Genomic DNA, 23133 nt, shown 5'->3' on the forward strand with positions numbered 1-23133 from the left:
GAGGGGGGTTGCCGTGGATCTCGTCGGCGCGTGCCGCGCGTTCGTCAGCGTCAGCGACCGCGGCAGTTTCACGATCGGGGCAGCGGCGGCCCGGATGGCCCAGTCGGTGGCGAGCCGCCGCGTCGCCGCGCTGGAGAAACACTTCGGTGAGCAGCTGTTCGAGCGGTCCTCGCGGCAGGTGACGCTCACCCCGTTCGGCCGGGAGATGCTGCCGGTCTCCAGACGACTCGTGCGACTGGCCGACCGCATGGAGGAGGAGGCGGCGCAGGCAAGGCGCGCGCCGTTCCGTCTCGCGCTCCCCCAGGCGTGCTCGACGGCCGGCCTGGCCCGCCTCATCGCCGACGCCCGCCGGCACGGCATCGCGCTGGCCCCGCGCGCCGTGCCGCCGGCGGAACGGGCGGAACTCGTGCGGACCCACGAGGTGCGCGCGGCTCTGGTCGCGGTGCCGCCCGGCGAGGCGGTGTGGACCGTCCCGCTCGGCCTGGCCACGGCGCGCGACCCGGGGCCGGGGCCGGTCCACCTGGAGACGCTGCGGCCCGGCCGCACCGACGACGGCCCGCCCCGGTGCGTGCGGCTCCAGCCCGAGGACGACGTGCCGCACGTGCGGGACCGCGTGACCCGGCTGTGCGACGCGGTCGGCCTGATGCCCGCCCAGCTCTCGGTCGCGACCGACCTCGCCTCCGCGGCGGCCGGGGTCCTGGGGCCGGACGGCGGCCTGCTGCTGTGCTCACCGGCGCAGGCCGGGGAGCTGGACCTGTACTGGCGGCCCGTCGGTGAACTCGCTCTCGCCCGGGGCTACTGCGTGGACGCGGCGGCAGAGACCGACGCGGCCCGCCTCCGGACCCGGCTGGGCCCCGCCCTCGCCCGGTACCTGGGCGCCGCCGGCGAGCACGGCGGCGCCCGGTGACCACCGAGTCCCTGCTGCGGGAGCAGCGCCGGACCCTCGCGGACGGAGGTCTGCGCGGCTCCGTACTGGTGCGGGACCTGCGCACCGGGGAGGAGCTGGGCATCGACCCCGACACCGAGCTGCCCGTCGCGTCCCTGGTGAAGGTGCCGCTGGCTCTCGCCACCGTGGAGCGCATCCGGCGCGGCGAACTCGACGGGGCGGCCGCCCTGGAGGTGCGGCCGGGCGAGGTGACCTCCCCGGGGCCCACCGGACTGAGCCGGTTCCGCCACCCCGCCCGCATCGCCGTCGACGACCTGCTCTACCTCAGCACCTGCCTGAGCGACGGGACGGCGGCCGACACGCTGTTCGGTCTCACCCCGCCGGCCCGGGTCACGGAGATCCTGCACGGCATGGGCGTGCGCGGCATCGTCGTCCGGCACACCACGGGCGCGCTCAACGACACCCCGGCGGAGCGCTTCGACGCGGCCGACGCCCATCTCGCCCAGGCCCTGGCGATCGACGCAGGCACCGGCGGCCGGGGGCACCGGGTGCCCCAGCTCGACGTGACCCGTGCGAACTCCGGTACGGCCAGGGCTTATACCGACCTGCTGGAGGCCCTGTGGCGGCCCTCGGCGATCCACCCCGAGGCGGCGGCGCGGGTGCGGGGGCTCATGGCGGACAACCTGCTGCGGCACCGGCTCGCCCCGGACTTCGCCTCCGACCTGTCCACTTGGTCGTCGAAGACCGGGACGCTGCTGAACCTTCGCCACGAGATCGGTGTCGTGGAGCACGCCGACGGGCAGTGCTTCGCCGTGGCCGTGCTCACCGAGTCCCGGGTGCCGGCGGCCACCCAGCCGGGCGCCGACGCCCTCATGGGCCGGGTGGCTCGCACCCTGCGGGACGAACTCAGGCGGCACTGGCGGGGCCGGTGACCCCAGGGCGGGCCGCGATGTGGAAGTGACCAGGAGAAACGGGCACCATCACCGTCACCCCCGCTCACCGGTGCGTCCGGGCAGCCGGCGGGAATAGACCGCCGGGGGCCGGCTGTTCACCTCTCGCACCGCGGCGCGGCGGTGGTCCTGGCCGGCTCCGGCCTCGGCGCGGCTCCGCTGTCTCGCGGGCGCCCCGTCATCTTGTCCGGAGGTTGACACAAGAAGATCAGGACGTCGACCACAGGAGTGTGTAGCATTCCGCTCCGGGGCTTTCCAGGGGGGAACGGGGGAACGGGGGAAGAACACGCGAGGCATACGGCCGCTCAGATGTGCACCACCCGCAGAGCGGCACGACCGGACTCCTGCATGCAGGACAGCCCTCAGCATCTCAGATCAAGATCCTTGCGAAGCTGCGCTATTCCCGGACCGCACAAGCCGGGCACGAGCAGAGAAGAAAGGGTGGCGCATCATGAGGAAGATCTCTTCGCACCGACGTGGCACATCACGGCAACTGGCCGAGCTCGGGAAGTTCCTGATGGCCCGCAGGGCACAGGTTCCCCCCTCCCGGGTAGGCCTCCCGGACGCGGGCAAGCGTCGCACTCCCGGACTCCGCAGGGAGGAAGTGGCCCTTCTGGCCGGCGTCGGTGTCTCCTGGTACACCTGGATCGAGCAGGGCCGCGCGGAGAATGTCTCCGGTGAAGTCCTGGACTCGATCGCCCGGGTCCTCATGCTCAATGACAACCAGCGGCTCTACCTGCGGCACCTTGCGGGCGTCCAGGCCAACTACCCGGTACCGATGACCACCCCGAAGGCCGAGAACCTTCAGCCCTTCGTGGACAACTGGTCGCCGAACCCCGCCTATATCGCCGATCACCGGTGGAATGTGGTCATCGCCAACGAAGCCGCCCGGATCCTCCTGGGCATCAGGAGTGAGCGGTACAACGTGCTCGAGGAGTTCTTCACCAGCAAGCACGTGCGTGCGGCGTATCCGGCCTGGGAACAGATCGCCCCTTCGGTGGTCGCCCGCTTCCGCAGCCGGGCGGCACAGCACACCGGCGACAAGGAGCTTCAGGCCATGGTCGAGGCGTTAGCCTCGACCAGCCCTCGGTTCGCCGAACTGTGGGAACAGCGGGACGTCATGGAGGACTCCTGCGGGCCCGAGTATCTCACTCACCCCGCCACGGACGACCTGCACTTCACCCGGACGGCCCTCGACTTCACACAGCGCATCGCACTGCGGATGACGGTGTACCTGCCGGTCCCCGGAACCGGTACGGAGGCGGCCTTGCGGCGCCTCTCGCATCTGACAGTGACCCCCGGGCTCGACGTGATGGAGGAAGCCAGATGACCGGACCGACCTCTCAGACGCACTCCGGTGCCGGCAGCCCGTTCAGCCGGGCCTCGTCCCTGCGGACCCTCACGTGCGGTGACCTGCGTCTGACCTACCTACCGGACGGTTACGTCCAGTTGCACCCGCTCTCCTGGTTTCCCGAGTCCTCGCCCGACTACTGGCAGGACAAGCGTGATCACCTCGACGCCGAGGGGTTCCTCATCGGCTCCGTGGGAGGGCTGCTGGTCGAGCAGGACGGGAGAGCGCTTCTCATCGACACCGGCTTCGGCCCGCACCGGATCCCCGCCGAGCACACGATCCCCCCGCTCGGCAGGCTCGAGGGAGGGAGCCTGCCGGACAGCCTGAGTGCCGCGGGCCGGACGTTCTCCTCCATTGACACCATCGCCTTCACCCATCTGCACGACGACCACGTCGGATGGGCCTTCGGTGCCGGTGGAGCCGACGCCGGTCCGGTGCACGCCCGGTACGTGGCCTCGGAGAAGGAATGGCAGGGCTGGAACATGCCCCGGTCGGCCGCGTCAAGACTCCGGGGCCGGATCGAGACCGCCGGTGACGGGGACGAGATCTTTCCCGGGGTGACAGTGATGGCCACGCCGGGGCATACCGCGGGGCATCTGAGTTACCTCATCGGTTCGGGCAGCAGCCGTGTGCTGGTCATCGGGGACGTGATGCACTCACCGCTGCAGGTGGCCCGACCGCAGTGGCGCGCGGCTTCCGATGCCGACCCCGCGGAAGCCGTACGCAGCCGCAGGCGGGTGCTCCGCGAACTGCGCCGGCCGGGCACGGCGGGGTTCGGGGGGCACTTCGCCGATGTCGTCTTCGGAAACGTCACCGAGGACAGCGCGGGCCCGCATTGGCAGCCCTTGCGCTGAAGCCGGACGGTCGTGACCGCGGCCCGCTCCGCCACAGGCGGGGCGGGCTTTCCGTTGTGCCTCCGGAAAGAGAGTGAATCTGTCTGTTGGCAGGGCCACTATGTTGAGCAAGCACTGGCTGCCCCGCTTACCCGAGCTGACGCTGGATACATGTCCACCTCGGTTACGCCCCGTCGCGGCAGTCGGACATCCGAAAGCCCTTCTCCCGCAAGGCAGGAGAACGCGCCAGGCCCGGACGACCAGAACAGCAACGTCATGGAACCGTCCGTATCCCCGGAGCGGTTCCGCGCGACCCTGGGACGATTCCCCACGGGAGTCGTCGCCGTCACAGCACTCCGAACAGGTGACGCATCGCCTGCCGGGCTCGCGCTGAACTCCTTCGCCCCGGTATCCCTGGACCCCCCTCTCGTTCTCTTCCGCGTGGCCCACACCAGTACGAGCTGGCCCCGGCTGCGCACAGCCGAAAGCTTCTGCGTCAACATCCTCGGCGAGGGGCGGGACCTCCCGGGGCACGAACTTTCTCTGGGAGATCAACGGCACGCAGGGAGATCTGCTCGTCACCGGAGACTCCGGGCATCTCCAGTTCGGACAGGTGGTCATCCGCGGAGCGCGGGGCGAGGACACCCGGCCGACCTCTCATGCACACCGGATTCGGCGTCTTCCTGTCCCCGCTGCACGAGCCGGGCCAGGATCCGCACCTGACGATCCGCCGGGACCTGCGGCTCGTGGAGCATCTTGACGAGCTGAACTTCGACGAGTGCTGGTTCGGCGAACACCACTCCCTCGCGTGGCCGACCATCGGTGCCCCGGAAACGCTGATCGCCGCCGCGGCCGAGCGCACCGGACAGATCAGGCTCGCCAACGGCGTGGTCACGCTGCCCTTCCACCACCCGTTCCACGTGGCCACCCGGGCGATCCTTCTTGATCACCTGACCCGCGGACGCTACATCCTCGGAGTCGGGCCCGGGGCCACCCCCAACGACGCCCATATGCTCGGCCTGGACGCTGGAGAGCTGAAGCGCATGGCCCGCGAGGCGATTCCGGTGATCAAGGAGCTCGTCAACGGCGAGGACCGGGTGACAGCCACGTCGGACTGGTTCGCCCTCCGGGACGCCAAGATGCAGCTGCCGCGGTACAGCAAACCGGGCATCGAGATGGCCGTGTCCAGCGTCGGTACCCCGAACAGCCCTCAGCACGCCGGAAAGTACGGGCTGGGCCTGCTCTCGTTCGGCGCCCCTCCGCCCGGCCGGCCGCCGGTGGATCTGGCCCGGCAGTGGCGGTACGCGGAGGAGTCCGCCGAGGAGCACGGCCGCACGATGGACCGGAGCACCTGGCGGATCGCGGTCCCCCTGCACATCGCCGAAACCCGCCAGGAGGCGTACCGCGACGTGCGGGAGGGCTTCGGTGCCTGGCTGCACGGCTACTGGGGAGAGGCCGTCGGCGTGGACGTCACGACACCCGGTGTGGGCCGCGACCGGGAACTGGAGGCAGCCGTCGAGCAGGGGCGCGTCATCGTCGGCTCGGCCGAGGACGCCGTGGCAGCCATCGGGCACCTGCGGGAGACCACCGGTGGTTTCGGAACCTTCCTGAACTACGCCGTCAACTGGGCTTCCTTCGAGAAGGTCGGGCGAAGCCGAGTCCATCCGGTGGAGCGTGGAGAACCGGGCCCTCTTCCCTCATACCGAGGCCATCCGCTCACGCTGACTCCCCCGCGCCCCGCAGGGACGTGTCCCTGCGGGGCGTCTCCCTGCCCGGCGGTTCTCCTCTCCTCTTCCTGTTGGTGGCAGCAATAGCATTGTTGGCCACTGGTAGCCCGTTTTCGGCCATGCGATGCTCTTGGCCGTGAAGAACAAAGTTGCCGTAGTCGGCGCCTACGGGTCCGGAAAGACGTTGCTCTCCACCGCGCTTTCTCATCTCACCGGCCTGCCCCGCACTCATGGATCTCCCATGCGGGAGCCTGTCGGCGGAGAGGGGAGAAGTGTCCACAACTGGACACCAGGACAGTTACTGCAACTGACCGTCAACAGGTACACGGAACGCGTGCTGGACGAGTCCCGGCATGCGGACGGGTTCATTTCTGACGGCTCAGTGGTGCATGAATGGGCGTACGCCAAGGTACGTCTGGTGACCGGGTCCTACCCGGGGACAGATGTTCCGCTCGCGGACCGCCACCGCAGCACCGAGACCGCCGTACTCGAAGAGGTCGCGGACGAGCTCGGGCTGCTCATGAAGCATCACGCCGGACGGACCTACGACGCCTTCCTTCATATCCCGATCGAGTTCCCGCTGGCCCCGGAGAACCGCCCCATCAACGAAAACTTCCGACGTCTCTCGGATGCGATTCTGATTCCCGCACTCGAAGCGACCGGAATCCCCCTGTACACCGTGCGCGGAACGCTTGCCGAGCGCCTTGAGCAGGCAGGTGAGTACCTGGGCCGGCCCTCGGTCTCCACCGTCGACGAAGCCGCCCGGCTCGCCGAGAAGTCCACCGAGTGAAGGAAGAGACCTGTCATGCACGTCATGGAAGTTCCCAGCTTCAAGGACAACCCCAAGCTCAAACTGGCCATCTCCGGCACCTATTCGACGGGGAAGTCCACCACGACGGAAGCACTGTCCATCGCGACCGGGATACCCCGGACCCACGCCAAGACCTCACGTGAACTGCTGGTCGACCTCGTCCCCGGCAAGACGGTGATGGAACTCAACGCGATGGAACTCGTGAAGCTCGGGTTGCGCCGCTTCGAGGAGCGGGTGCACAACGAGTCGAGTGGGGACGCGTTCATCTCCGACGGTGGCGTCTTCCACGAGTGGGTCTATTTCGAGGCCCGTATGCGGGTGGGCATCAACCCGGGTGCCGACTGGTGGTTCAAAGGCATCAAGAAGGTCATGGGCCTTCCCGTGAAGCATTTCTACCAGCGCTACACCGATACGCTCGGCGAGATCACCAGGGCCCGGGCCAAGCGGATCTACGACGCGTATGTGCACCTGCCGGTGGAGTTCGACATGGAACCGGATGGCCACCGTCCGGTCTCGGAGAAGTTCCGGCGGCTCTCCGACGACCTTCTCATTGAATCGCTCGACAAGATGCGCATCCCCTACCGCATCATCGGCGGCCCGGTACCCGACCGCATCGAGCAGATCGTGAAGATCTTCGACCTGCCCGTCGTGGTGCCGATCGACGAGGCCATCGAAGAGGCGGAGCGCCGGGTCAAGGCCGACATCGAGGACCTCAAGGCGGACGCCCGCTTCCACGAGGCGCAGCGGAAGAAGTCCTTCGCCCGTCAACTGTCCTACGCCCTGCGCTACTGACCACCGGCCGGAACCCCTCTCTCCGGCCGGTCCCCCTCCCCCTGTCCCCGATCAAAGAAACACAAAGGAGGAAATCGCGTGCCGACAAGCCTTTCAGCCAGGCCGCGCCATCTGGGAGCTGTCCTGGCTCTTCTGGCCTTCGCCCAGATGATCATCGCTATCGACTACAACATCGTCTTCGTCTCCCTGCCCGAGATCGGGCGGGAGCTCGGCTTCAGCGCTCAGAACCTGCAGTGGGTCGTGTCCGCCTATGCCGTGGCCTTCGGCGGGTTCCTGCTGCTCGGCGGCCGGGCCACCGACCTCTTCGGCCGCAAGCGCATGTTCCTTCTGGGCCTGTTCCTGTACGCCGCCTCCTCCCTGGCCGGCGGCCTGGCCCAGGAGCAGTGGCTGCTGATCGCCGCCCGAGGCGTCCAGGGCCTGGGAGGTGCCTTCCTGGCGCCCGCCACACTGTCGCTGGTGACCACTCTCTTCAAGGAGGGGGCCGAGCGGAACCGGGCACTGTCGGTGTGGGGCGCCGCGGGTGGCTCCGGGATGGTGCTGGGCTCCATTCTCGGCGGTCTGCTCACCGATGCCTTCGGATGGCCCTCGGTGTTCTACGTCAACGTGCTCCTGGCCGGCGGCGCCATGTTCGTCGCCTTCACCCTGCTGCCCGACGACCAGCCGACCGCCAAGGGGTTCTTCGATCTGCCCGGGGCGCTGACCGGCACCCTCGCCTCCACTCTGCTGGTGTTCGCACTGGTCCAGGGTCCGGAGTCCGGGTGGGGCTCGAGCCGGGTGATGACGCCGCTGGTGGTCGCGATCGTGATGCTCGCCCTGTTCCTGGTGATCGAGAGCCGGGCCAAGGCGCCCATGGTTCCGCTGCGGCTGTTCCGCAACCGCAACCTGTCGACCGGTGCGTGCATCACCTTCCTGTTCATGGCCACCTTCGGTGCCCTGGCGTTCTTCCTGACCCAGTTCTGGCAGGTCGCACAGGGGTTCAGCCCGTGGGCAACCGGCTTCGCGTTCGTGGTGCCGTCCGGCAGCGTACTGATCGGCACCATCCTCGGTGGCCGGTCCGCAACACGGATCGGTGTCCGCAAGACGCTGCTCGTGGCCCTCGCCATGGGTCTCGTCGGCACCGTCGCGCTGGCCTTCACGCTTTCCGAAGGCGTGTCGTACTGGGCGCTGGTCCCGCCGCTGCTGGTGCTCTCCCTCGGGCAGGGAATGGTGTTCACCACGATGTACGCGGCGGCCACCACCGGTGTTCCGCCCGCGGACCAGGGCATCGGCTCCGGAATCGCCACCACCGGCCAGCAGATCGGTGGCGCTGTGGGTCTCGCGGTGCTGATCGCCGTCGTCAACACCGTCACTGTCGGCGGAACCGCTGACCCCGCACGGCTCACCGAGGGTGTCACCACGGCCACATGGGGGATCGCCATCGGCATCGTGCTGACGGTCCTGGTCGTGCTGAACCTCAAGAAGCCGTCGGAGACCGACAAGGAGGAACCCGCTCCGCCGGCCGACAAGACCGCGGAGGTGGCGGGAACCGCCTGATCCCAGCCGCGAACGGAACGTCGGCGACAGCCCTGGACGCCTGTCGAGGGGAATCCCCGGGCGCCGCCGACGCCGTACAACGCGGGCTCACGACGGAGCCCTGTCATACGGAGGACACTCTATGACCACTTCACCACCGACCACACCCACGGCCCTGGCTTCCGTCGACGACTTTCTCGGCGACAGGGCGGAACGTTTCTTCGGCGAAGGCTTCAAGCGGGTCCGGCACTCCCTGACCGATATCGCCGTCCACCCCGCCCTCCAGGGCGGAACCATCGACGCCACGGCCGGCCTGTCGATACCCGGCACCTGGTCCCGTAAGGGCGAGACCGGTCAGCGTCCCCACCTGTCCACCATCGACGTGATGCTGTACGGGGCCCAGCTGACCGGCCTGTACCTGGCGCATGCGCACGGGTACGGCCGCCAGGCCGTCTTCGGTGTCCGGTCCCTCACCATCAAGGCCGGCCGGAAGCCGCAGGAAGACGGTCTGGCGACCTTCTCCGTGTCCGGCCGGCATCTGTCCACCGAGACGGTGGCGCCCGGCACCGCGGTCACGGCCATGGAATGCCGGATCGGCCTGCTGACCGTCCAGGTCGAGGTTGAGCACCCGGCAGAGGGCGAGGCCGGGGAGCTCTCGAGTGGCCATTACGGCTCGGCGGACGCTCTTCCCGGACGGTGGAACGACGCTCCCTTCGGCGTCTCTCACCGCGTTCGCAGCCAGTTGCTCACAGCGGTCGAGGCCGACACACAAGGGCTGACCGCCACGGCCGACCTCCTGCTGACCGATGACGGCAACAGCGGTGACGCAGCAGCAGACCGGCCGTCGATGATCGACCTGTTCGTCTCCGCCCTGCAGCTCGGCCAACTCCTGCTCTACTCGCTCGACGACGTCAGCCGGGCAGACAGCAACACCCTCTGGATGCGGCGCACCACCATCGCTCCGGCCGGGGCGCCCTCGGGGGAACGGTTCGGCACGCGGCTGGCGAACGCTCGTCTGCTGCCCACCAAGCAGGGGACCTGGCGCTCGGCCGACATCGTCACCACCTTCGGCGGATGGCACCTGGAGTGCTCCGTCGCCCACCTGTTGCCGAGACCACATCGGTAGAAGTGTCTATTCGGGAGGCTTGACCAGCTATGACCGAAGCTGCCGTGCTCACGGGCCTGGGTGCCTACCTGCCACCCCGCCGTGTCACCAACGAAGAACTCGCGGACCGGTTCGACACCACCGACGAGTGGATCACCACCAGAACGGGGATAAGGACGCGGCGATGGGTCGACCCCGGTGTGTGCACTGGCGATCTGGCCGTGGAAGCGGGGCACCGGGCGCTCAAGTCGGCGAACATCGCCGCGGACCACACCGGCATCGACGCCCTCGTACTGGCCACCACCACCCCCGACCACCCGTGCCCGGGGACCGCTCCGGACGTCGCCGCACGGCTCGGGCTCGGCAGTGTCGCGGCGTTCGACATCAGCGCCGTGTGCTCCGGATTCGTCTACGCCCTGGAGACCGCTGCCAACTCCATCCTCGCCGGCCGTTCCCGCAAGGTACTGGTCATCGGTGCGGAGACCTACTCCACCATCCTCGATCCCACCGACCGGTCGACCTCCGTGATCTTCGGGGACGGTGCCGGCGCGGTGGTCCTGCGGACCGGCCGGGCAGACGAACCCGGTGCCATCGCCGGATTCGACCTGGGATCCGACGGCTCCCAGCGCGAGCTCATCTCGATCCCCGCGGGCGGCTCCCGGCAGCGCTCCGCCGGCACCGTGCCCACCGAGGCGGAGCAGTACTTCACCATGCACGGACGAAAGGTCTTCGTCTCCGCCGTGCAGCACATGGCAGCCTCGTCCAGGACGCTGCTGGACCGTGTCGGCTGGCCCGTCGGGACGCTGAACCACCTGGTGGGGCACCAGGCCAACATCCGGATCCTGCGGGCGGTGGCGGAACACCTGGGAGTTCCCGCCGAACGCACGGTGGTCAACCTCGACCAGGTCGGCAACACATCGGCCGCGTCCATACCGCTCGCTCTCGCCGACGCCGCAGCCCACGGTGCCCTCTCCCCTGGCGACCGGCTCCTGCTCACCGCGTTCGGCGGTGGGCTCACCTGGGGTTCCGTCGCGATCACCTGGCCCGGCATCACCCCTGCCTGACTCCCGGCCCGGAGGCCGGCCGCCCTCGGCGCCACCGCGCCGGGCGCGCCCATCTTCAGCACTCTCACAGTGAGGACATGAGCATGGAGCAGTCCGTACAGACCCTGACAGACAGGGTGCTCGACATCGTCCACACCAAGTTCGGTGCACCCGCCGACATCACCGCGGCCACCGCGTACGAAGAGATGGAGTTCGACTCGCTCGTCCTGGTCGAGCTCGCCGTTCATCTTTCGGAGCTCTTCGGGGTCGACATCACCGACGAGGAGATCCTCCAGGCCGGGAACGTCGAGGAAACCGTCGAGCTACTGGCCCGCAAGGGTGTCCAGGGCTGACACAAGGACCGGACGCGGCGGCGGGCGCACCCCTCCGGCACCCGCCGCCGTGTCCCCCACTTCCCAGAGGAGTTCGTGTGACCGCCGAGCGACGCGCCGCATTCTTCGACGTCGACGGGACGCTTACCACCGCCGCCACCATCTTCCGGTTCCTGGAGTACTGGCTGGCCGCCGGCGGGGAGCCGCCCCACGTCTACCGTCACAGGCGGCAGGAACTGCGCGCCATGACAGCCACCGGGGCCTCCCGGACGGAGACCAATCGAGCGTACTTCGCCGCCTACTCCGGCCACAGTGCCCGCCGCGTCGCCGAGACCGCCGAGAAGTGGTTCGAAACAGAGCAGCGCTCCGGTGGGCTTCTGCACCTTCCCGCCGTGGACCGGCTGCGCCGGCACCAGCGGAGAGGGGATCTCGTGGTGCTGGTCTCCGGTTCCTTCCCCGCCGCCCTCGCGCCGGTCTCCCGCCTGCTGTCCCCGGACGCGGTGATCTGTTCCGAGCCGGAGATCGTCGACGGCCGGTACACGGGAACCGTGCACCAGCCCATGATCAGCACGGCCAAGGCGGACGCGGTACGTCGCTGGGCGAAGGAGAACGGAGTGTCCCTGCAGGACTCGACGGCCTACGGGGATCACCCCTCCGACCTGCCGATGCTGGAGGCCACCGGTCGTTCCGTCGTCATCGGCTCCGACCCGGTGATGCGCGAACGCGCCCGCTGCGAGGGCTGGCGGCAACTGCCCGGCCCTCCGCCCCCTCCTCCGCTGGTTCTCCCCGCTCTTCCCGCGCCGCGCTGAGCCGCAGACCCACACCACCACTGTTCTGGACGGAACGGATCATCACCATGCGTGCAGTAGGCATTCTCGAACACGGCACCCCGGATGTGCTGGAGGTCATCGACCGGCCCATCCCCGACCCCGGCCCCGGGCAGGTCCGGCTGCGGGTCGTGGCCGCGGCCGTGAATCCCACCGACCTCATGTTGCGGGCCGGACTGCTGACTCCCTGGATGCGAGGGCTGGAGCCGCCGTACGTGCCGGGAATGGACGTCTCGGGCGTCATCGACGCGACCGGAGCGGACACCCTGTTCGCGCTCGGCGACCGTGTGATGGCCTTCGTCAACCCTTTCCGCCCGGACGGCGGCGCCCAGGCCGAGTACGTCGTGGTCCCGGCCGAGGACACCGCTCTGGTGCCCCGGCGGCTCAGCCTCACGGATGCCGCCGGGCTGCCGATGAACGGCCTGACGGCACACCAGGCCCTGCGGCGGCTCGATCTCCCGCCCGGTTCCACCCTCGCGGTCACCGGCGGAGCGGGAGCACTCGGCGGCTTCGTCGTCCAGCTCGCCGCACGACGAGGACTGAGGGTCGTGGCCGAAGCCGCTCCCGACGACGAGCCCCTGCTCAAGTGGCTCGGGGCGGAAACGGTCGTGCCGCGCGGGGGCGATCCGGCCCGCGCCTACCGGACCGCGGTGCCGGAAGGGGTGGACGCGCTGGTCGACGCCGCCGTCATCGGCTCGCCCGCCCTCGGGGCGGTCCGGGACGGCGGCCAGGTCGTCACCTGCCGTCCCGGGGACCTGACGATGGAGCGCGGCATCACCCGCCACGCGGTCAACGTGCTGGACTACCCCGGCAAAGGGAAGGTCCTCTCCCGGCTCGCCGCTCTGGCCGGCGAGGGAGCGGTGGTTCCCCGCACCGCTTCGGTGCTGCGACCGGAGGAAGCCTCCGAGGCCCACCGCCGCCTGGAGGCGGGAGGTGTGCGCGGACGGCAGCTCCTCATGTTCTCCACGCCCTCAGCGACCTGACGCCCCGGCCCGGCCCGGCCGGCCGCCTCACGGTCTCACGGCCGGCCGGCCGGGCAGGAGCGGTCCGGGCAGCCGGTAGGGCCGGGGGAGGTCGAGGCCACGGTCCCTCATCACCTCGCGCAACCGGTCGGGGTAGTCGGTGATGATGCCGTCCACCCCGTCGTCGATGAGCTTGTGCATCGTCGCGGCGTCGTTCACCGTCCAGGGGATCACCTTCATGCCCGCGGCGTGGGCGTCGGCGACCATCCCGGCGGTGACGAAGGGTTCATAGCCGGGATCGCCCACCCGCCCGCCCTGAGGGTCGCCGTGCACCGGGGAGATGGCGTCGGCCCCGAACGACGCCGCCGCGGCCACGAGGTCGCCGTCGAAGTCGTCGATGTCGATACCCCCGAGCCACGGCGACCTGCCCGGCTGCCCCACCTGCAGGAACGGCTGCCCGTTGGTGAGCGCGACGAGGGGCAGCCGCGGCTCGACTTGGCGCATGCGCATCAGCGCACCCCAGTCGAAACTCTGGATGGTGACCCGGTCGAGCTTCCCGGCCCGGCGGACCTCGCGGGCCACCACGCGGACGAACTGCTCGCGGGGCGCCGTCTCGTGGGGCGCGGCGGCCTCGACCTTCGTCTCGATGTTCAGCCACACCCGGTGGGCGCGGTACCGGTCCACGAGGTCGCACACCTCGGACAGCAGCGGCATCCGCGCGCCGGGACTGGGCCGCTGGCCCGGGTGCTGCGGAAGCGTCCGCGAGCCGCAGTCGAGGGTGCGCACCTGCGCGAGGGTGAGGTGGACGACGTAGGAGCCGACGTAGGGGTACTGCGGATCGCCGGGCCGGACCGGACCGGTGTCACGGCACTTGGCGGGGTCCACGCGCCGGTCGTGGGTCACCACCGCGTGTCCGTCGGCGGTGATCTGCACGTCGAGTTCGAGTGTGGTCACGCCGGTCTCCAGGGCGTGGGAGAACGCCGCGATCGTGCTCTCCACCACGAGCCCGAGTCCGCCCCGGTGCGCCTGCAGGTCGAATTGCCGCGGCCCCGGGCCGTGGCCGGGCACGGCCGGCGAGGCGGCGGTCGCCGGCAGCGCGAGGAGCACAAGGGCGAGCAGCCCGCCCCGCAGCCGGTGCCGCGAGAGCCGGGGACGCCGGAGGGACGGGGGCCGGTGCGGCATGGGGGGACCTTCCTGTCGGCCGTGCCGGGCGGGGCCCGGCCCGGGGGGCCCGCCGCCTCGCCCCTCCGCGGGAGTATGCGGGACGAGAGTGGCCGCGAGCGGGAGGGCGTGTGCCGCCGGGGTGGCGCCCGGGTGAAAGCTGTTCCGGGGGCCCGGCCGCCCCCCGTCGGTGGTCCGCCGCCGGCCGGCCCGGGCTGAACGGTATCGGTCCCGCCCCGGGGAGTGTCGCGGGGTTGCCCGGCCCGGCGGGTGGTACCCCTGTGAGTACCGTCCGCCGGACAGGACGGCGGAGACGAGCGAGAGGAGCCCGTCGTGGTTCCTTCCACTGCCGCCGGCGGTTCCCCGCCCGCCGAGGTGCTCCGGGCCTCCGGGGTGGAGAAGAGCTACCGGCGCGGCACTTGGCCGGCCCGCCGCCGTCACCAGGTGCTGCGCGGGGTGGATCTCACGCTGGCGCCCGGCGAAGTGGTCGGCCTGGTCGGGGAGAACGGCTCCGGCAAGAGCACCCTGATGAAGATCCTGGTCGGTGCTCTGCCGGCCGACGCCGGCACCGTGACCCACACCGGGCGGACGGGCCACTGCCCACAGGAGCCGGTGCTCTACGAACGGCTGACCTGCGACGAGCACTTCGAACTGTTCGGCCGCGCCTACCGGTTGCCGGCCGACGCCGAACGCCGCTCCCGGCGGGAGATCTACGCCTCGCTCGGCTTCGAGCGGTACGCGGCCACCCGCGCCGACCGGCTGTCCGGAGGGACCCTGTCCAAGCTGAACCTCGGGCTGGCGCTGCTCGCCGATCCCGACGTCCTGCTGCTCGACGAGCCGTACGCGGGTTTCGACTTCGACACCTACCTCCGGTTCTGGGACCTGGTCCGGGAGCGTCGCACGGCGGGCCGCTCGGTGCTGATCATCAGTCACTTCGTGACGGACGAGGAGCGTTTCGACCGGATCGTGGACCTGTGCGAGGGGCTCGCGGTGCCGCGGTGAACTCCTTCTTCTCCGCGCGCTGTTTCCTCACCGAGGCGGCCCGGACGCCGATGAACCTGCTGACGCTGGTGCTGGTTCCGGTGGTGTTCGTGCTCGTGGCGTCCGGGGCGCTGGCCGACGCGGCCGAGTCGGTCACCGGCCCGGACAGTCCGGCCGTGCCGACCGCCTCGGCGGGCTGGTCGGCCGGGTTCGTGGCGGCCGTCGCCATGTACTTCCAGACCCGGGCGGCCCGGGCAGCCGACCGCCGGCTGGTTCTGGCCGGTCTTCCCCCGTCGCGGCTGGTGGCGGCCCGCATGATGGCGGGCCTGGCCCTGGCGTCGCTGGCCTCGACGGCCGCGCTGCTCGCCCTGGCGGTCCGCACCGGGACCGGCAGCCCGGGCCGGGCCGTGGCCGGAACGCTGCTGTTCGCCCTGATCTACCTGGCGATCGGCGCGCTGGCCGGTGTGCTGGTGCGCAACCCGGTCAACGGGACAGTGCTGGTCCTCTTCATCTGGATCATCGATGTCTTCTTCGGCCCGGCGATGAGCGGCACCGAGCACCCGGAGACCCGGGCCCTGCCGACGTACTTCGTGACGCTGTGGATGACCGGACTGCCCGCCGGATACACCGGTCCGGCCGGCGGCCTGGGCTGGGCCCTGGTGTGGGCGGTCCTCGCGCTGGCGGCGAGCTGGACGGTGATCGCCGTGACCAGCAGGGCCGCCGGCACCGCCCGGACCGGAGGGCGGCCGGGGGCCGGGCAGACGCGCACCGGTGTGCGGCTGGGGCTGCGGGAGGCCGCCCGCAATCACGTGCTGTGGGTGCTGCTGCTGGTGGTCCCCGCCGTGTTCGTCCTGTTCGCGCAGTACCTCACCGAGGACGGGTGGACCACCATCACGGTGCGGGAGGGGGGAAGTTCACTCTCGCGTGACTTCTGGCTGCCCGATGTCCACGGCGGGCTGATGGCGCCGATGGCCGTGGCGTCGCTGGCGGCGCTCACCGGCATGTTCGTCGTGCTCAACGCCCGCGCCGGGGACCGGCGGCTGGCGCTGGCCGGGTTCCGCACCGGCAGTCTGCTCGTCGCGCGGCTGACGGTGGTCGTGCTCGGGGCGCTGGCGGGGGGCGCCGCCGCTCTGGTCNCCGGGGCCACCGCCGCTCTGGTCACCACCGCCGCCGTGTTCGACGCCGAGCAGTGGGTTCCGTACCTCGCCGGCAACGTGCTGGTGGCGGTGACCTACGCGCTGCTCGGGGTGCTGCTCGGCCCGCTGTTCGGGCGGGTCGGCGGGGTGCTCATCGCCTTCATGGTGCCGTTCCTGGACGTCGGGATCGCGCAGAGTCCGATGCTCCGCCCCGAGCCCGCCGACTGGGCCGTCGCCCTCCCCGGCTACGGTGCCACCCGGGTGCTGACGGACGGTGCGCTGACCGCCGGCTTCGACGAGACGGGTCCCCTGCTGCTCGCGCTGGCCTGGCCCGCCGTGCTGGCCCTGGCCGCCGCCGGGGTCTTCCGCGCCACCGCCAGGCCCTCGGGCCGGGGCCGCGGCGGGTGACCTCCGGCAGCCCGGCCGGTCCGAAAGCCGCGGCCACCGCCGGGGCGGACAGCGCGAGCAGGCCACGAGCAGTGCCGGGTCGGGCGGGTCGACGATTTCCACCGGGCACCCGTTCGGCTGCAGCCGGTCGACCCTGTCGGCCCGGAAGGTGCGCCACTGTCCTCGCGCGACGTCACGGGCGACGAAGTACCATCGGCGCCCGGTGTGGACGAGGCGATAGGGGTCGACATCCCGGACCGTGGTTCTCCCTTCCCGGTCGCGGTACGAGAGCCGGGCCCGCTCCTCCCGGCGGCACGCGGCGGCCAGCTCCAGCAGCATGGCCGGAGTGATCTGGGGCTCCTCGAGCCGTGGCGTGTGGACGAATGCGGCATCCCACTCGCCCAGCCGGTCCGCGATCCGGTGCGGCAGAACCTGCCGCAGTTTCAGCAGCGCCGACAGGGCGGCCCGGTCGTCGCCGAGGGCGCCGCAGAGCGCGGCCTCGCGCAGCCCGACAGCCACGGCGAGTGCTTCCTCGTCGTCGAGGATCAGCGGCGGCATCCGGGATCCGGCGCGGAGACGGTAGCCACCCCACGGGCCGGGGTGGGACTCGACGGTGTAGCCGAGTTCACGCAGCTTGGCGATGTCACGCCGCACCGTGCGTTCCGTCACCGTCATCTGGGCCGCCAGTTCGCCACAGGTCGAGGACGGCCGGGCGGCCAGCGGGGAGACCAGTCGCAGCAGGCGGGCGGATGCGCTCAGCACAGTGGGAGTGTGTCATGTGACCAGGACCGGTTCTGTCCTGGTCGTGCCATCACGTCCCGCCCCATGAGCACACCCCGGAAACCCGCACCCGCCTTCCGCTACTCGGCAGTCACCTTCGACTGCCCGGACCCCGCCGAACTGGCCCGCTTCTACGGCGAGTTTCTCGGCCTTCCCGTCGTCTTCTCCACGGACGACTTCGTTCTTCTCGGACAGGAGAACGGAGCCGGCCTGGGGTTCAACCGGCTGGCCGGACCCTTCCCAGGAGAAGCGGGTCCACATCGACGTGGGTGTCGACGACCTGGATGCCGCGCAGGCGCGGCTGCTCGCCCTGGGCGCGGTGGAGCCCGGACACCAGCCGGACCCCGGCCGGTGGCGGGTCCTGCTGGACCCCGCGGGACACCCGTTCTGTATCTCCACTCTGGCCTGAGCCGAACCGCTCGACCGGGGGAACACGGTCCTGATCCTTCCCGTCCCGCACTCCCCCACGGGGCGCACTGGTGCGGCGGGGCGGGCGTCGCGCCGGACGCACTCCCCCGCCCTCACCTCGTGCACCCACTCTGGCCTGCGGCGATACGGCGGGGGCCGGGCGGGCCGTCGCCCGGGACGTGCGCCGGCGGCGGAGCTCTCTTCTGCGGTCTGCCGCCCGTGGCCCCCGGGCGGGACGATGGGGCGACAGCAGGCCGCAGGAGGGAAGGAAACCGGTATGACCAGCGGGCACCGCGGACTACGCACGGGCCGTGACGGCGACGGGCTCCCGGGAACGCCGTGGACACCGCCGTCGGCGCCGCCACAGCCCGACAGCGGGTCACCGCCGGGCGAGGGCGAGCACCGCAAACCGGACGGCGAGGACGACGGCACGTGACCGGAGCCGCCACGCCGGTTCCGGCGGACACCGGCGGGCGGGCGGAGTTCGCCGCGCTGCCCCGGGCGCTGTTCCTGCCGGAGCTGATCTGGCCGTACGACACGGCGACCGGCACCTGCGCCGCCGTCGACCGGCGCACCGACCCGGGCCGGTGGCGGGCCGCCGCGTCGGCGGACATCCCGGTGGTCACGCAGTGGGACGACGGCCGGCACACCGGCCCGGAGCCCGGCACGGTGCCCACCAGTTCGGCGTCCATGCCGAGCGTGGTGGCCGGAATGCTGGAGGCCGCCGCACCGGTCCCGGGCATGCGGGTGCTGGAGATCGGCACCGGCACCGGCTGGACCGCCGGACTCCTGGCCCGCAGGCTGGGTGCCGGGGCCGTGACGACGGTCGAGGTGGACGACGCCGTCGCCGCCGCGGCGCGGGCGGCTCTGGACGCGGCCGGACTGCGTCCCCGGGTGGTCACCGGCGACGGTCTCGCCGGGGTGCCGGACGGCGCTCCGTACGACCGGCTGATCTCCACCGTGGGGGTCCGCGACATCCCCGCCGCCTGGCCGGCGCAGGTGCGCCCCGGAGGTCTCCTCGTCGCTCCCTGGGGCACCCACTACAGCAACGCGGACGTACTCGTGGTCCTCACCGTGGCCGGGGACGGCACCGCGAGCGGGCCGTTCCTGCGGCCGCTGGAGTTCATGAAGGCCCGCTCCCACCGCCTGGTGCTGCCGGACTTCGCCGGGGAGCTCCGGCCGGTGGACGACTCCGCGACCGGTGTGGGCCTCCCCCTGTACGGGCCCTGGCATCCCTTCACCTTCGCCGCCGGCCTTCTCGTCCCCGGCGTCACGCACGCGGTGCGGCCCCTGGACGACGGCGGCCGGGCGCTGTGGCTGTACGCCCTGGACGGCGCCGCCTGGGCCGTCGCCGAACGCCCCGCCGGTGCCGGTGTCACCCGGGTGCGGCAGGCCGGGAAGCGGCGGCTGTGGAACGAACTCCTGGCGGCCCACGCCTGGTGGACCGCCGTCGGCCGCCCCGGCGTCGAGCGGTTCGGGCTCACCGTCACGCCCGGCACCCGGACCGCCTGGCTGGACTCCCCCGCGCACCCCCTCGGCGACCCGCCCCTTCCCGCCGCTTCGTGACCGGGCGCCTCCGGCCGGTCGTCCCCGCGCCCGGCGGCCGACCGGCCACGGGCCCCGCGGGGGGGGGCAGCGCCTAGCATGGAAACGGCCCGGGGTGTCGTGGCCGGGCGGGAACGGGCGGGCCGGCGGCCCACCGGACCATGACCGGTCGCCGGGCCGGTACGGGGAAAGGGGCGAGCCGATCATGCCGCTGGGCGGGAACCACTCCCGGGGCGGGCCGGGCCGCGCCGCGCGCCCGACCGTGGTGGGAGCCTCGTGACCGGCCGCGCCGGCAGGGCGCTGCGGTGCCTGCTTCTGGTGGCCGTGGTGCTGACGGGCCTCACCGCCACCGCTCCGGCCTCCGCCGTGCGGGCCGCCGCCGACGAGCCCGCCGCGGACGTCCGCGGCCAGGCCGCCTGGTTCGCCGAACGGCTGGCCGAGAACCCCGTGTACCTCTCCGACAGCCTGCCGCGCACCGCCCCGCTGTCGGCCGCTCCCGCCTATGCCGAGCAGGCCGGGCGGACCGGTGTGCCGACGTATGTGATCGTCCTGCCGAAGTACACGGTGACGTCCGGGAGCGGCCTGCTGGCCTCCGTCCGGGACCGGCTGGGCGAGGACGGCCTGTACGTGCTGATCGAGACCCGGCCCGCCCATGTGACGGCGGAGGGCTTCGGCGTGGACGTGCCCGCCGGGGACGCGGCCCGCGCCACGCTCTACGAACTCCCCTACGACGCGGGCACCCTGCACACCTTCACGCACTTCGTCGATGTCCTGACGTCCGGAGAGGCCGCCGTCAGGGCGAAGGAGGCGGCCGAGGGCCCGCGCCCGGCCACGCTCTTCACCACCCACACCGACCGGGCCGACCAGAGCTTCCTGACGGGGCTGCTGCTGCTCGGTGTTCCCGCCCTGATCCTGGGTGTCGCCGGCACGGTACGGCTGCGGACCGGCGGCGGGCCGCATCCCCTGCGTCGCGCCGCACCGGCCGCCGCCGTCGCGGCAGTGGCCGTCGGCATCGGCGCGTCCCTGGTCTTCCACCAGACCCGCACCACCGACGATCCGCTGCCCACCGGCCGCGACATGGCCGCACGCGTGGAACGGGTGGCCGAAGGGCTGCGCGACGGGCCGCTGTTCGTGCATCCCGAGGTGCGGCGGGTGCTGAGCGCGGCCGAGGAGGAGCGGCTCGCGGAGCGGGCGGCGGAGCTGGACGTGCCGGTGCGCATGGTCTCCGTGATGCAGAACTCCGAGGACGAGTCGGCCCGGCGTCCCGAGGTGTTCGCCGACCGGCTGCACACCGTGCTCGGCGGTGACGCGCTGTACGTCGTCTTCGAACCGGACGGCGAGCGGGTGCAGGTGGTCAACTACGGGCTGCCGCTGGACGACTGGGACCTGACCCGCTACCTGTGGGAGAGCCGGGACGCCGGCGTGGAGCTGTACGAGCAGTTGGACGGCCTGCTGTCGCGGGTGGCGGACGCGCCCCCGGCCGAGCCCGGGGTTCCCTCGCGGCTTCCCGAGATCGACGATCCGCGGACCCGGGTGACCCTGGCGCCGCTGTTCTCCGGGCCGTTCTGGCCCGGACTGGTGGCCGGTGGCGTGCTGGCGGGGATTCTCAGCGGCGCGGTGTACGGCGTGCTGGGCGGGACGGGCCGGGTCCGACGGGCCGGGAAGTTCCGGCCGGGCAGGGCCGCGACCAGCGGGCCGAGCGCGCCGGGCATGCCCTCGAACCGCTGGCTGCGCCGCACCGCCCATCGCGAACTGCACTTGCTCAACAAGGAGTTCGGCGCCCTGGAGGCGCAGGTGCCGAAGGCCGCGCGGACGCGGGCGTGGGAGTGCCTGGACGCCGCGGCACTGCTGCTGGACCAACGGGACGACGGCCGGATCGACCCGGACGCCGGCCCGCAGGACCTGGCCGCAGCGATCGCCCTGCTGCGGACCGGGCGCGCGGTGCTGAGCGATCCGGGCGACGCGGCCGGCCTGGGGCAGCTCTGCTCCCTCAACCCGCTGCACGGTCCTGCCACCACGCGCGGGCGGGTGCGTCGCTCTCCCCGGGCCCGCCCCGCGTCCCGGCCGGTGTGCCAAGGGTGCGCCGCCGTACTGGACGGCGGGGCTGACGGCGGCCCGTCCGCCCCGGCGGAGCGGCTGGTGCTCCGGCTGCGGGTGGCCGGCACCGGCCCGCGAGTCCCCTACGACGAGGCGCCGGGCCTCCTGGAACCCGGTTCGCGGGCCGCCGTGGCCGTCGATGACGTGATCGCCAAGGTGCGGGAGGCCCGCGGTGTCCACTGACAGACCGTCCGTCTCCGTCCCCGCGGCGTACCGCCGCCGCAGGATCGCGGCGGCCCTGGTGTGCGCGGCGGCGCTGGCGTGTGCGCCGGTGGTGGCGGCGTCCGGTGCCGCGCGGGCGGAGGAGCCCTCGCGGGGCGAGCGGATCGCGGAGTCGCTGCGCGAGTCCCCCGTGTACACGGATCCGGCCTACGAGCCCGCGCTGCCGCCGCAGCGGCAGGAGGAACTGGCACGGCGCATCGCGGAGACCGGGCTGCCGATCCATGTGGTGCTGGTGCCGCTGGTGCAGGGCGACCAGTGGGACGGGGACGCGGGCAACCTCGCGCAGGTGGTCTACGACCGGCTGCACGAGGGCGACCGCGAGCCGGCTGTCCTGGTCACCGCCGACCAGGACTTCGGCACCCGCCACCTGCGCGGGTTCGAGTGGCCGGACGACGAACTGCAGGCCGTGGCGGCGGTCCGGGCGGTCGGTTTCCAGGACGACATGCGGGACGCCGGCCTGGGGGCGCGGCTGGAGCGGATCGTCGAGATCATCGAGGCCGGCAACGGTGAGCAGGCGTACGAGGAGGCGACCGCGGATCTCGGTGGACCCGTACCGGACCGGACCGGCGGGGAGGAGGACGGCGACGAGGGGACCGGCAGTGGTCTGCCGCTGCTCCCCCTCCTGATCGCGGGCACCGTGGTGCTCGCCGCGGGCGGACTGGGGCTGCCGGCGGCCCGCAGGCGCCGGTCCGGCGTCCCGTACGGCACGCCCCGCTCGGTGCATGCCGCCGCCCGCCGGGCGGCCGAGGACGAACTGAGGGAGCGGGCGCGGCAGGAGGTGGTCGGGCTCGGAGAGCGGCTCAGCTCACTGGAGGAGGACGGGCGCACCGATGCGGACGCGCTGCACCGGGCGCTGGACGCCTACGCGGCCGCCGGCTCGGTCCTGGACCGGGCGCGTTCGGAGGCCGATCTGGCGGGTGTCCTCGCGCTGGTCACCGAGGGCGGGAACGCACTCCTGGGCAAGGGGGCGGCGGCCGCGCTGCCGTTGTGCTTCTTCCACCCCCTGCACGGCAGGGCCGAGCGCCGGGCGCGCTGGCGCCCGCTGGGGCGCCGGCAGTCCCTGCGGATAGCAGTCTGCGCGACGTGCGCGGCCGCGGTCCGCGCGCACCGGCCACCGGAGGTGCTGATGGACCGTCATGACGGCAGGGATGTACCGTACTTCGAGGTGCCGGCCGAGCGCAGTGTGTGGGCGGCCACCGGCTACGGGTCGCTCGGCGGGGCGTCGATGACCGAGCGCGTCCGCCGCGGCGACTTCACCCGCGGCGAACGCGCCTGACCGGCCCGG

The 23133-nt window shown here is 72.0% G+C and carries 21 protein-coding genes and 2 pseudogenes; 21 read left to right on the forward strand and 2 right to left on the reverse strand.

Features of this window, described 5'->3' with window-relative positions; genetic code table 11:
* The first annotated feature begins 13 nt into the window (after positions 1-13).
* The 14 genes from ABD299_RS09245 (at position 14) to ABD299_RS09310 (ending at position 13152) form a co-directional block, all read left to right on the forward strand.
* Complete coding sequence (locus ABD299_RS09245) at positions 14-907, forward strand: LysR family transcriptional regulator (RefSeq protein ID WP_344260281.1); 894 nt, start codon at positions 14-16, stop codon at positions 905-907.
* A complete protein-coding gene (locus ABD299_RS09250; RefSeq protein WP_344260283.1) occupies positions 904-1818 on the forward strand; it encodes a serine hydrolase in 915 nt (304 codons plus the stop codon). The genes ABD299_RS09245 and ABD299_RS09250 overlap by 4 nt, the downstream gene beginning before the upstream one ends.
* Before the next feature lie 469 nt (positions 1819-2287).
* Positions 2288-3166 (forward strand): helix-turn-helix transcriptional regulator, encoded by an 879-nt coding sequence (locus tag ABD299_RS09255; RefSeq protein WP_344260285.1) that lies wholly within the window; start codon positions 2288-2290, stop codon positions 3164-3166.
* Positions 3163-4041 carry an MBL fold metallo-hydrolase gene (locus ABD299_RS09260; protein WP_344260287.1) on the forward strand — a complete coding sequence of 293 codons (879 nt, stop codon included), beginning with the start codon at positions 3163-3165 and terminating at the stop codon, positions 4039-4041. Before ABD299_RS09255 ends, ABD299_RS09260 begins: the two co-directional genes overlap by 4 nt.
* A 255-nt stretch (positions 4042-4296) precedes the next feature.
* A complete protein-coding gene (locus tag ABD299_RS09265) occupies positions 4297-4743 on the forward strand; it encodes a flavin reductase family protein (RefSeq protein WP_344260453.1) in 447 nt (148 codons plus the stop codon).
* Positions 4680-5834, forward strand: a complete 1155-nt coding sequence (locus ABD299_RS09270; RefSeq protein WP_344260289.1) for an LLM class flavin-dependent oxidoreductase — start codon at positions 4680-4682, stop codon at positions 5832-5834. The genes ABD299_RS09265 and ABD299_RS09270 overlap by 64 nt, the downstream gene beginning before the upstream one ends.
* 37 nt (positions 5835-5871) lie before the next feature.
* Positions 5872-6537 carry an AAA family ATPase gene (locus tag ABD299_RS09275; RefSeq protein WP_344260291.1) on the forward strand — a complete coding sequence of 222 codons (666 nt, stop codon included), beginning with the start codon at positions 5872-5874 and terminating at the stop codon, positions 6535-6537.
* A gap of 15 nt (positions 6538-6552) precedes the next feature.
* On the forward strand, positions 6553-7350 hold the full coding sequence (locus ABD299_RS09280) for an ATP/GTP-binding protein (RefSeq protein ID WP_344260293.1): 798 nt from the start codon (positions 6553-6555) through the stop codon (positions 7348-7350).
* Between the two features lie 78 nt (positions 7351-7428).
* Positions 7429-8883, forward strand: coding sequence for an MFS transporter (locus ABD299_RS09285; protein WP_344260295.1), 1455 nt, complete (start codon positions 7429-7431; stop codon positions 8881-8883).
* Between the two features lie 121 nt (positions 8884-9004).
* A complete protein-coding gene (locus ABD299_RS09290; protein WP_344260297.1) occupies positions 9005-9988 on the forward strand; it encodes an AvrD family protein in 984 nt (327 codons plus the stop codon).
* Between the two features lie 29 nt (positions 9989-10017).
* Positions 10018-11031, forward strand: a complete 1014-nt coding sequence (locus ABD299_RS09295; protein ID WP_344260299.1) for a beta-ketoacyl-ACP synthase III — start codon at positions 10018-10020, stop codon at positions 11029-11031.
* A 77-nt stretch (positions 11032-11108) separates the two neighbouring features.
* A complete protein-coding gene (locus ABD299_RS09300) occupies positions 11109-11363 on the forward strand; it encodes an acyl carrier protein (protein WP_344260301.1) in 255 nt (84 codons plus the stop codon).
* 77 nt (positions 11364-11440) lie between these two features.
* Positions 11441-12151, forward strand: a complete 711-nt coding sequence (locus ABD299_RS09305) for an HAD family hydrolase (RefSeq protein ID WP_344260303.1) — start codon at positions 11441-11443, stop codon at positions 12149-12151.
* Between the two features lie 47 nt (positions 12152-12198).
* Complete coding sequence (locus tag ABD299_RS09310) at positions 12199-13152, forward strand: NADP-dependent oxidoreductase (protein WP_344260305.1); 954 nt, start codon at positions 12199-12201, stop codon at positions 13150-13152.
* 27 nt (positions 13153-13179) lie between these two features.
* Here ABD299_RS09310 and ABD299_RS09315 read toward each other — a convergent pair whose 3' ends face one another.
* On the reverse strand, positions 13180-14313 hold the full coding sequence (locus ABD299_RS09315; protein ID WP_344260307.1) for a glycerophosphodiester phosphodiesterase family protein: 1134 nt from the start codon (positions 14311-14313) through the stop codon (positions 13180-13182).
* A gap of 312 nt (positions 14314-14625) precedes the next feature.
* On the opposite strand from ABD299_RS09315, the gene ABD299_RS09320 reads away from it, so the two are divergent.
* A complete protein-coding gene (locus ABD299_RS09320) occupies positions 14626-15294 on the forward strand; it encodes an ABC transporter ATP-binding protein (RefSeq protein WP_344260310.1) in 669 nt (222 codons plus the stop codon).
* Positions 15295-15500: 206 nt separating this feature from the next.
* The gene (locus tag ABD299_RS09325) at positions 15501-16817 is read left to right on the forward strand and encodes an ABC transporter permease (RefSeq protein ID WP_425581294.1); all 1317 of its coding nucleotides are present in this window, start codon (positions 15501-15503) and stop codon (positions 16815-16817) included.
* Between the two features lie 60 nt (positions 16818-16877).
* Here ABD299_RS09325 and ABD299_RS09330 read toward each other — a convergent pair.
* Positions 16878-17558 (reverse strand): annotated as a pseudogene (locus ABD299_RS09330) (helix-turn-helix transcriptional regulator); the annotation flags it as partial.
* 63 nt (positions 17559-17621) lie between these two features.
* Here ABD299_RS09330 and ABD299_RS09335 point away from each other — a divergent pair.
* The 5 genes and pseudogenes from ABD299_RS09335 to ABD299_RS09355 all read left to right on the forward strand — a co-directional run bounded on the left by ABD299_RS09335 (position 17622) and on the right by ABD299_RS09355 (position 23124).
* Positions 17622-17985: pseudogene (locus tag ABD299_RS09335) on the forward strand (VOC family protein).
* 276 nt (positions 17986-18261) lie between these two features.
* Positions 18262-18420: a hypothetical protein gene (locus ABD299_RS09340; protein ID WP_344260314.1), complete on the forward strand. Its 159-nt coding sequence runs from the start codon at positions 18262-18264 to the stop codon at positions 18418-18420.
* Positions 18417-19550, forward strand: coding sequence for a methyltransferase domain-containing protein (locus ABD299_RS09345; RefSeq protein WP_344260316.1), 1134 nt, complete (start codon positions 18417-18419; stop codon positions 19548-19550). The genes ABD299_RS09340 and ABD299_RS09345 overlap by 4 nt, the downstream gene beginning before the upstream one ends.
* A gap of 255 nt (positions 19551-19805) precedes the next feature.
* Positions 19806-21809: a hypothetical protein gene (locus tag ABD299_RS09350; RefSeq protein ID WP_344260318.1), complete on the forward strand. Its 2004-nt coding sequence runs from the start codon at positions 19806-19808 to the stop codon at positions 21807-21809.
* Positions 21799-23124 (forward strand): hypothetical protein, encoded by a 1326-nt coding sequence (locus ABD299_RS09355; protein WP_344260320.1) that lies wholly within the window; start codon positions 21799-21801, stop codon positions 23122-23124. Before ABD299_RS09350 ends, ABD299_RS09355 begins: the two co-directional genes overlap by 11 nt.
* Positions 23125-23133 lie beyond the last annotated feature (9 nt).

This window comes from Streptomyces sodiiphilus, from assembly GCF_039529215.1.
Taxonomy (GTDB): domain Bacteria; phylum Actinomycetota; class Actinomycetes; order Streptomycetales; family Streptomycetaceae; genus Streptomyces; species Streptomyces sodiiphilus.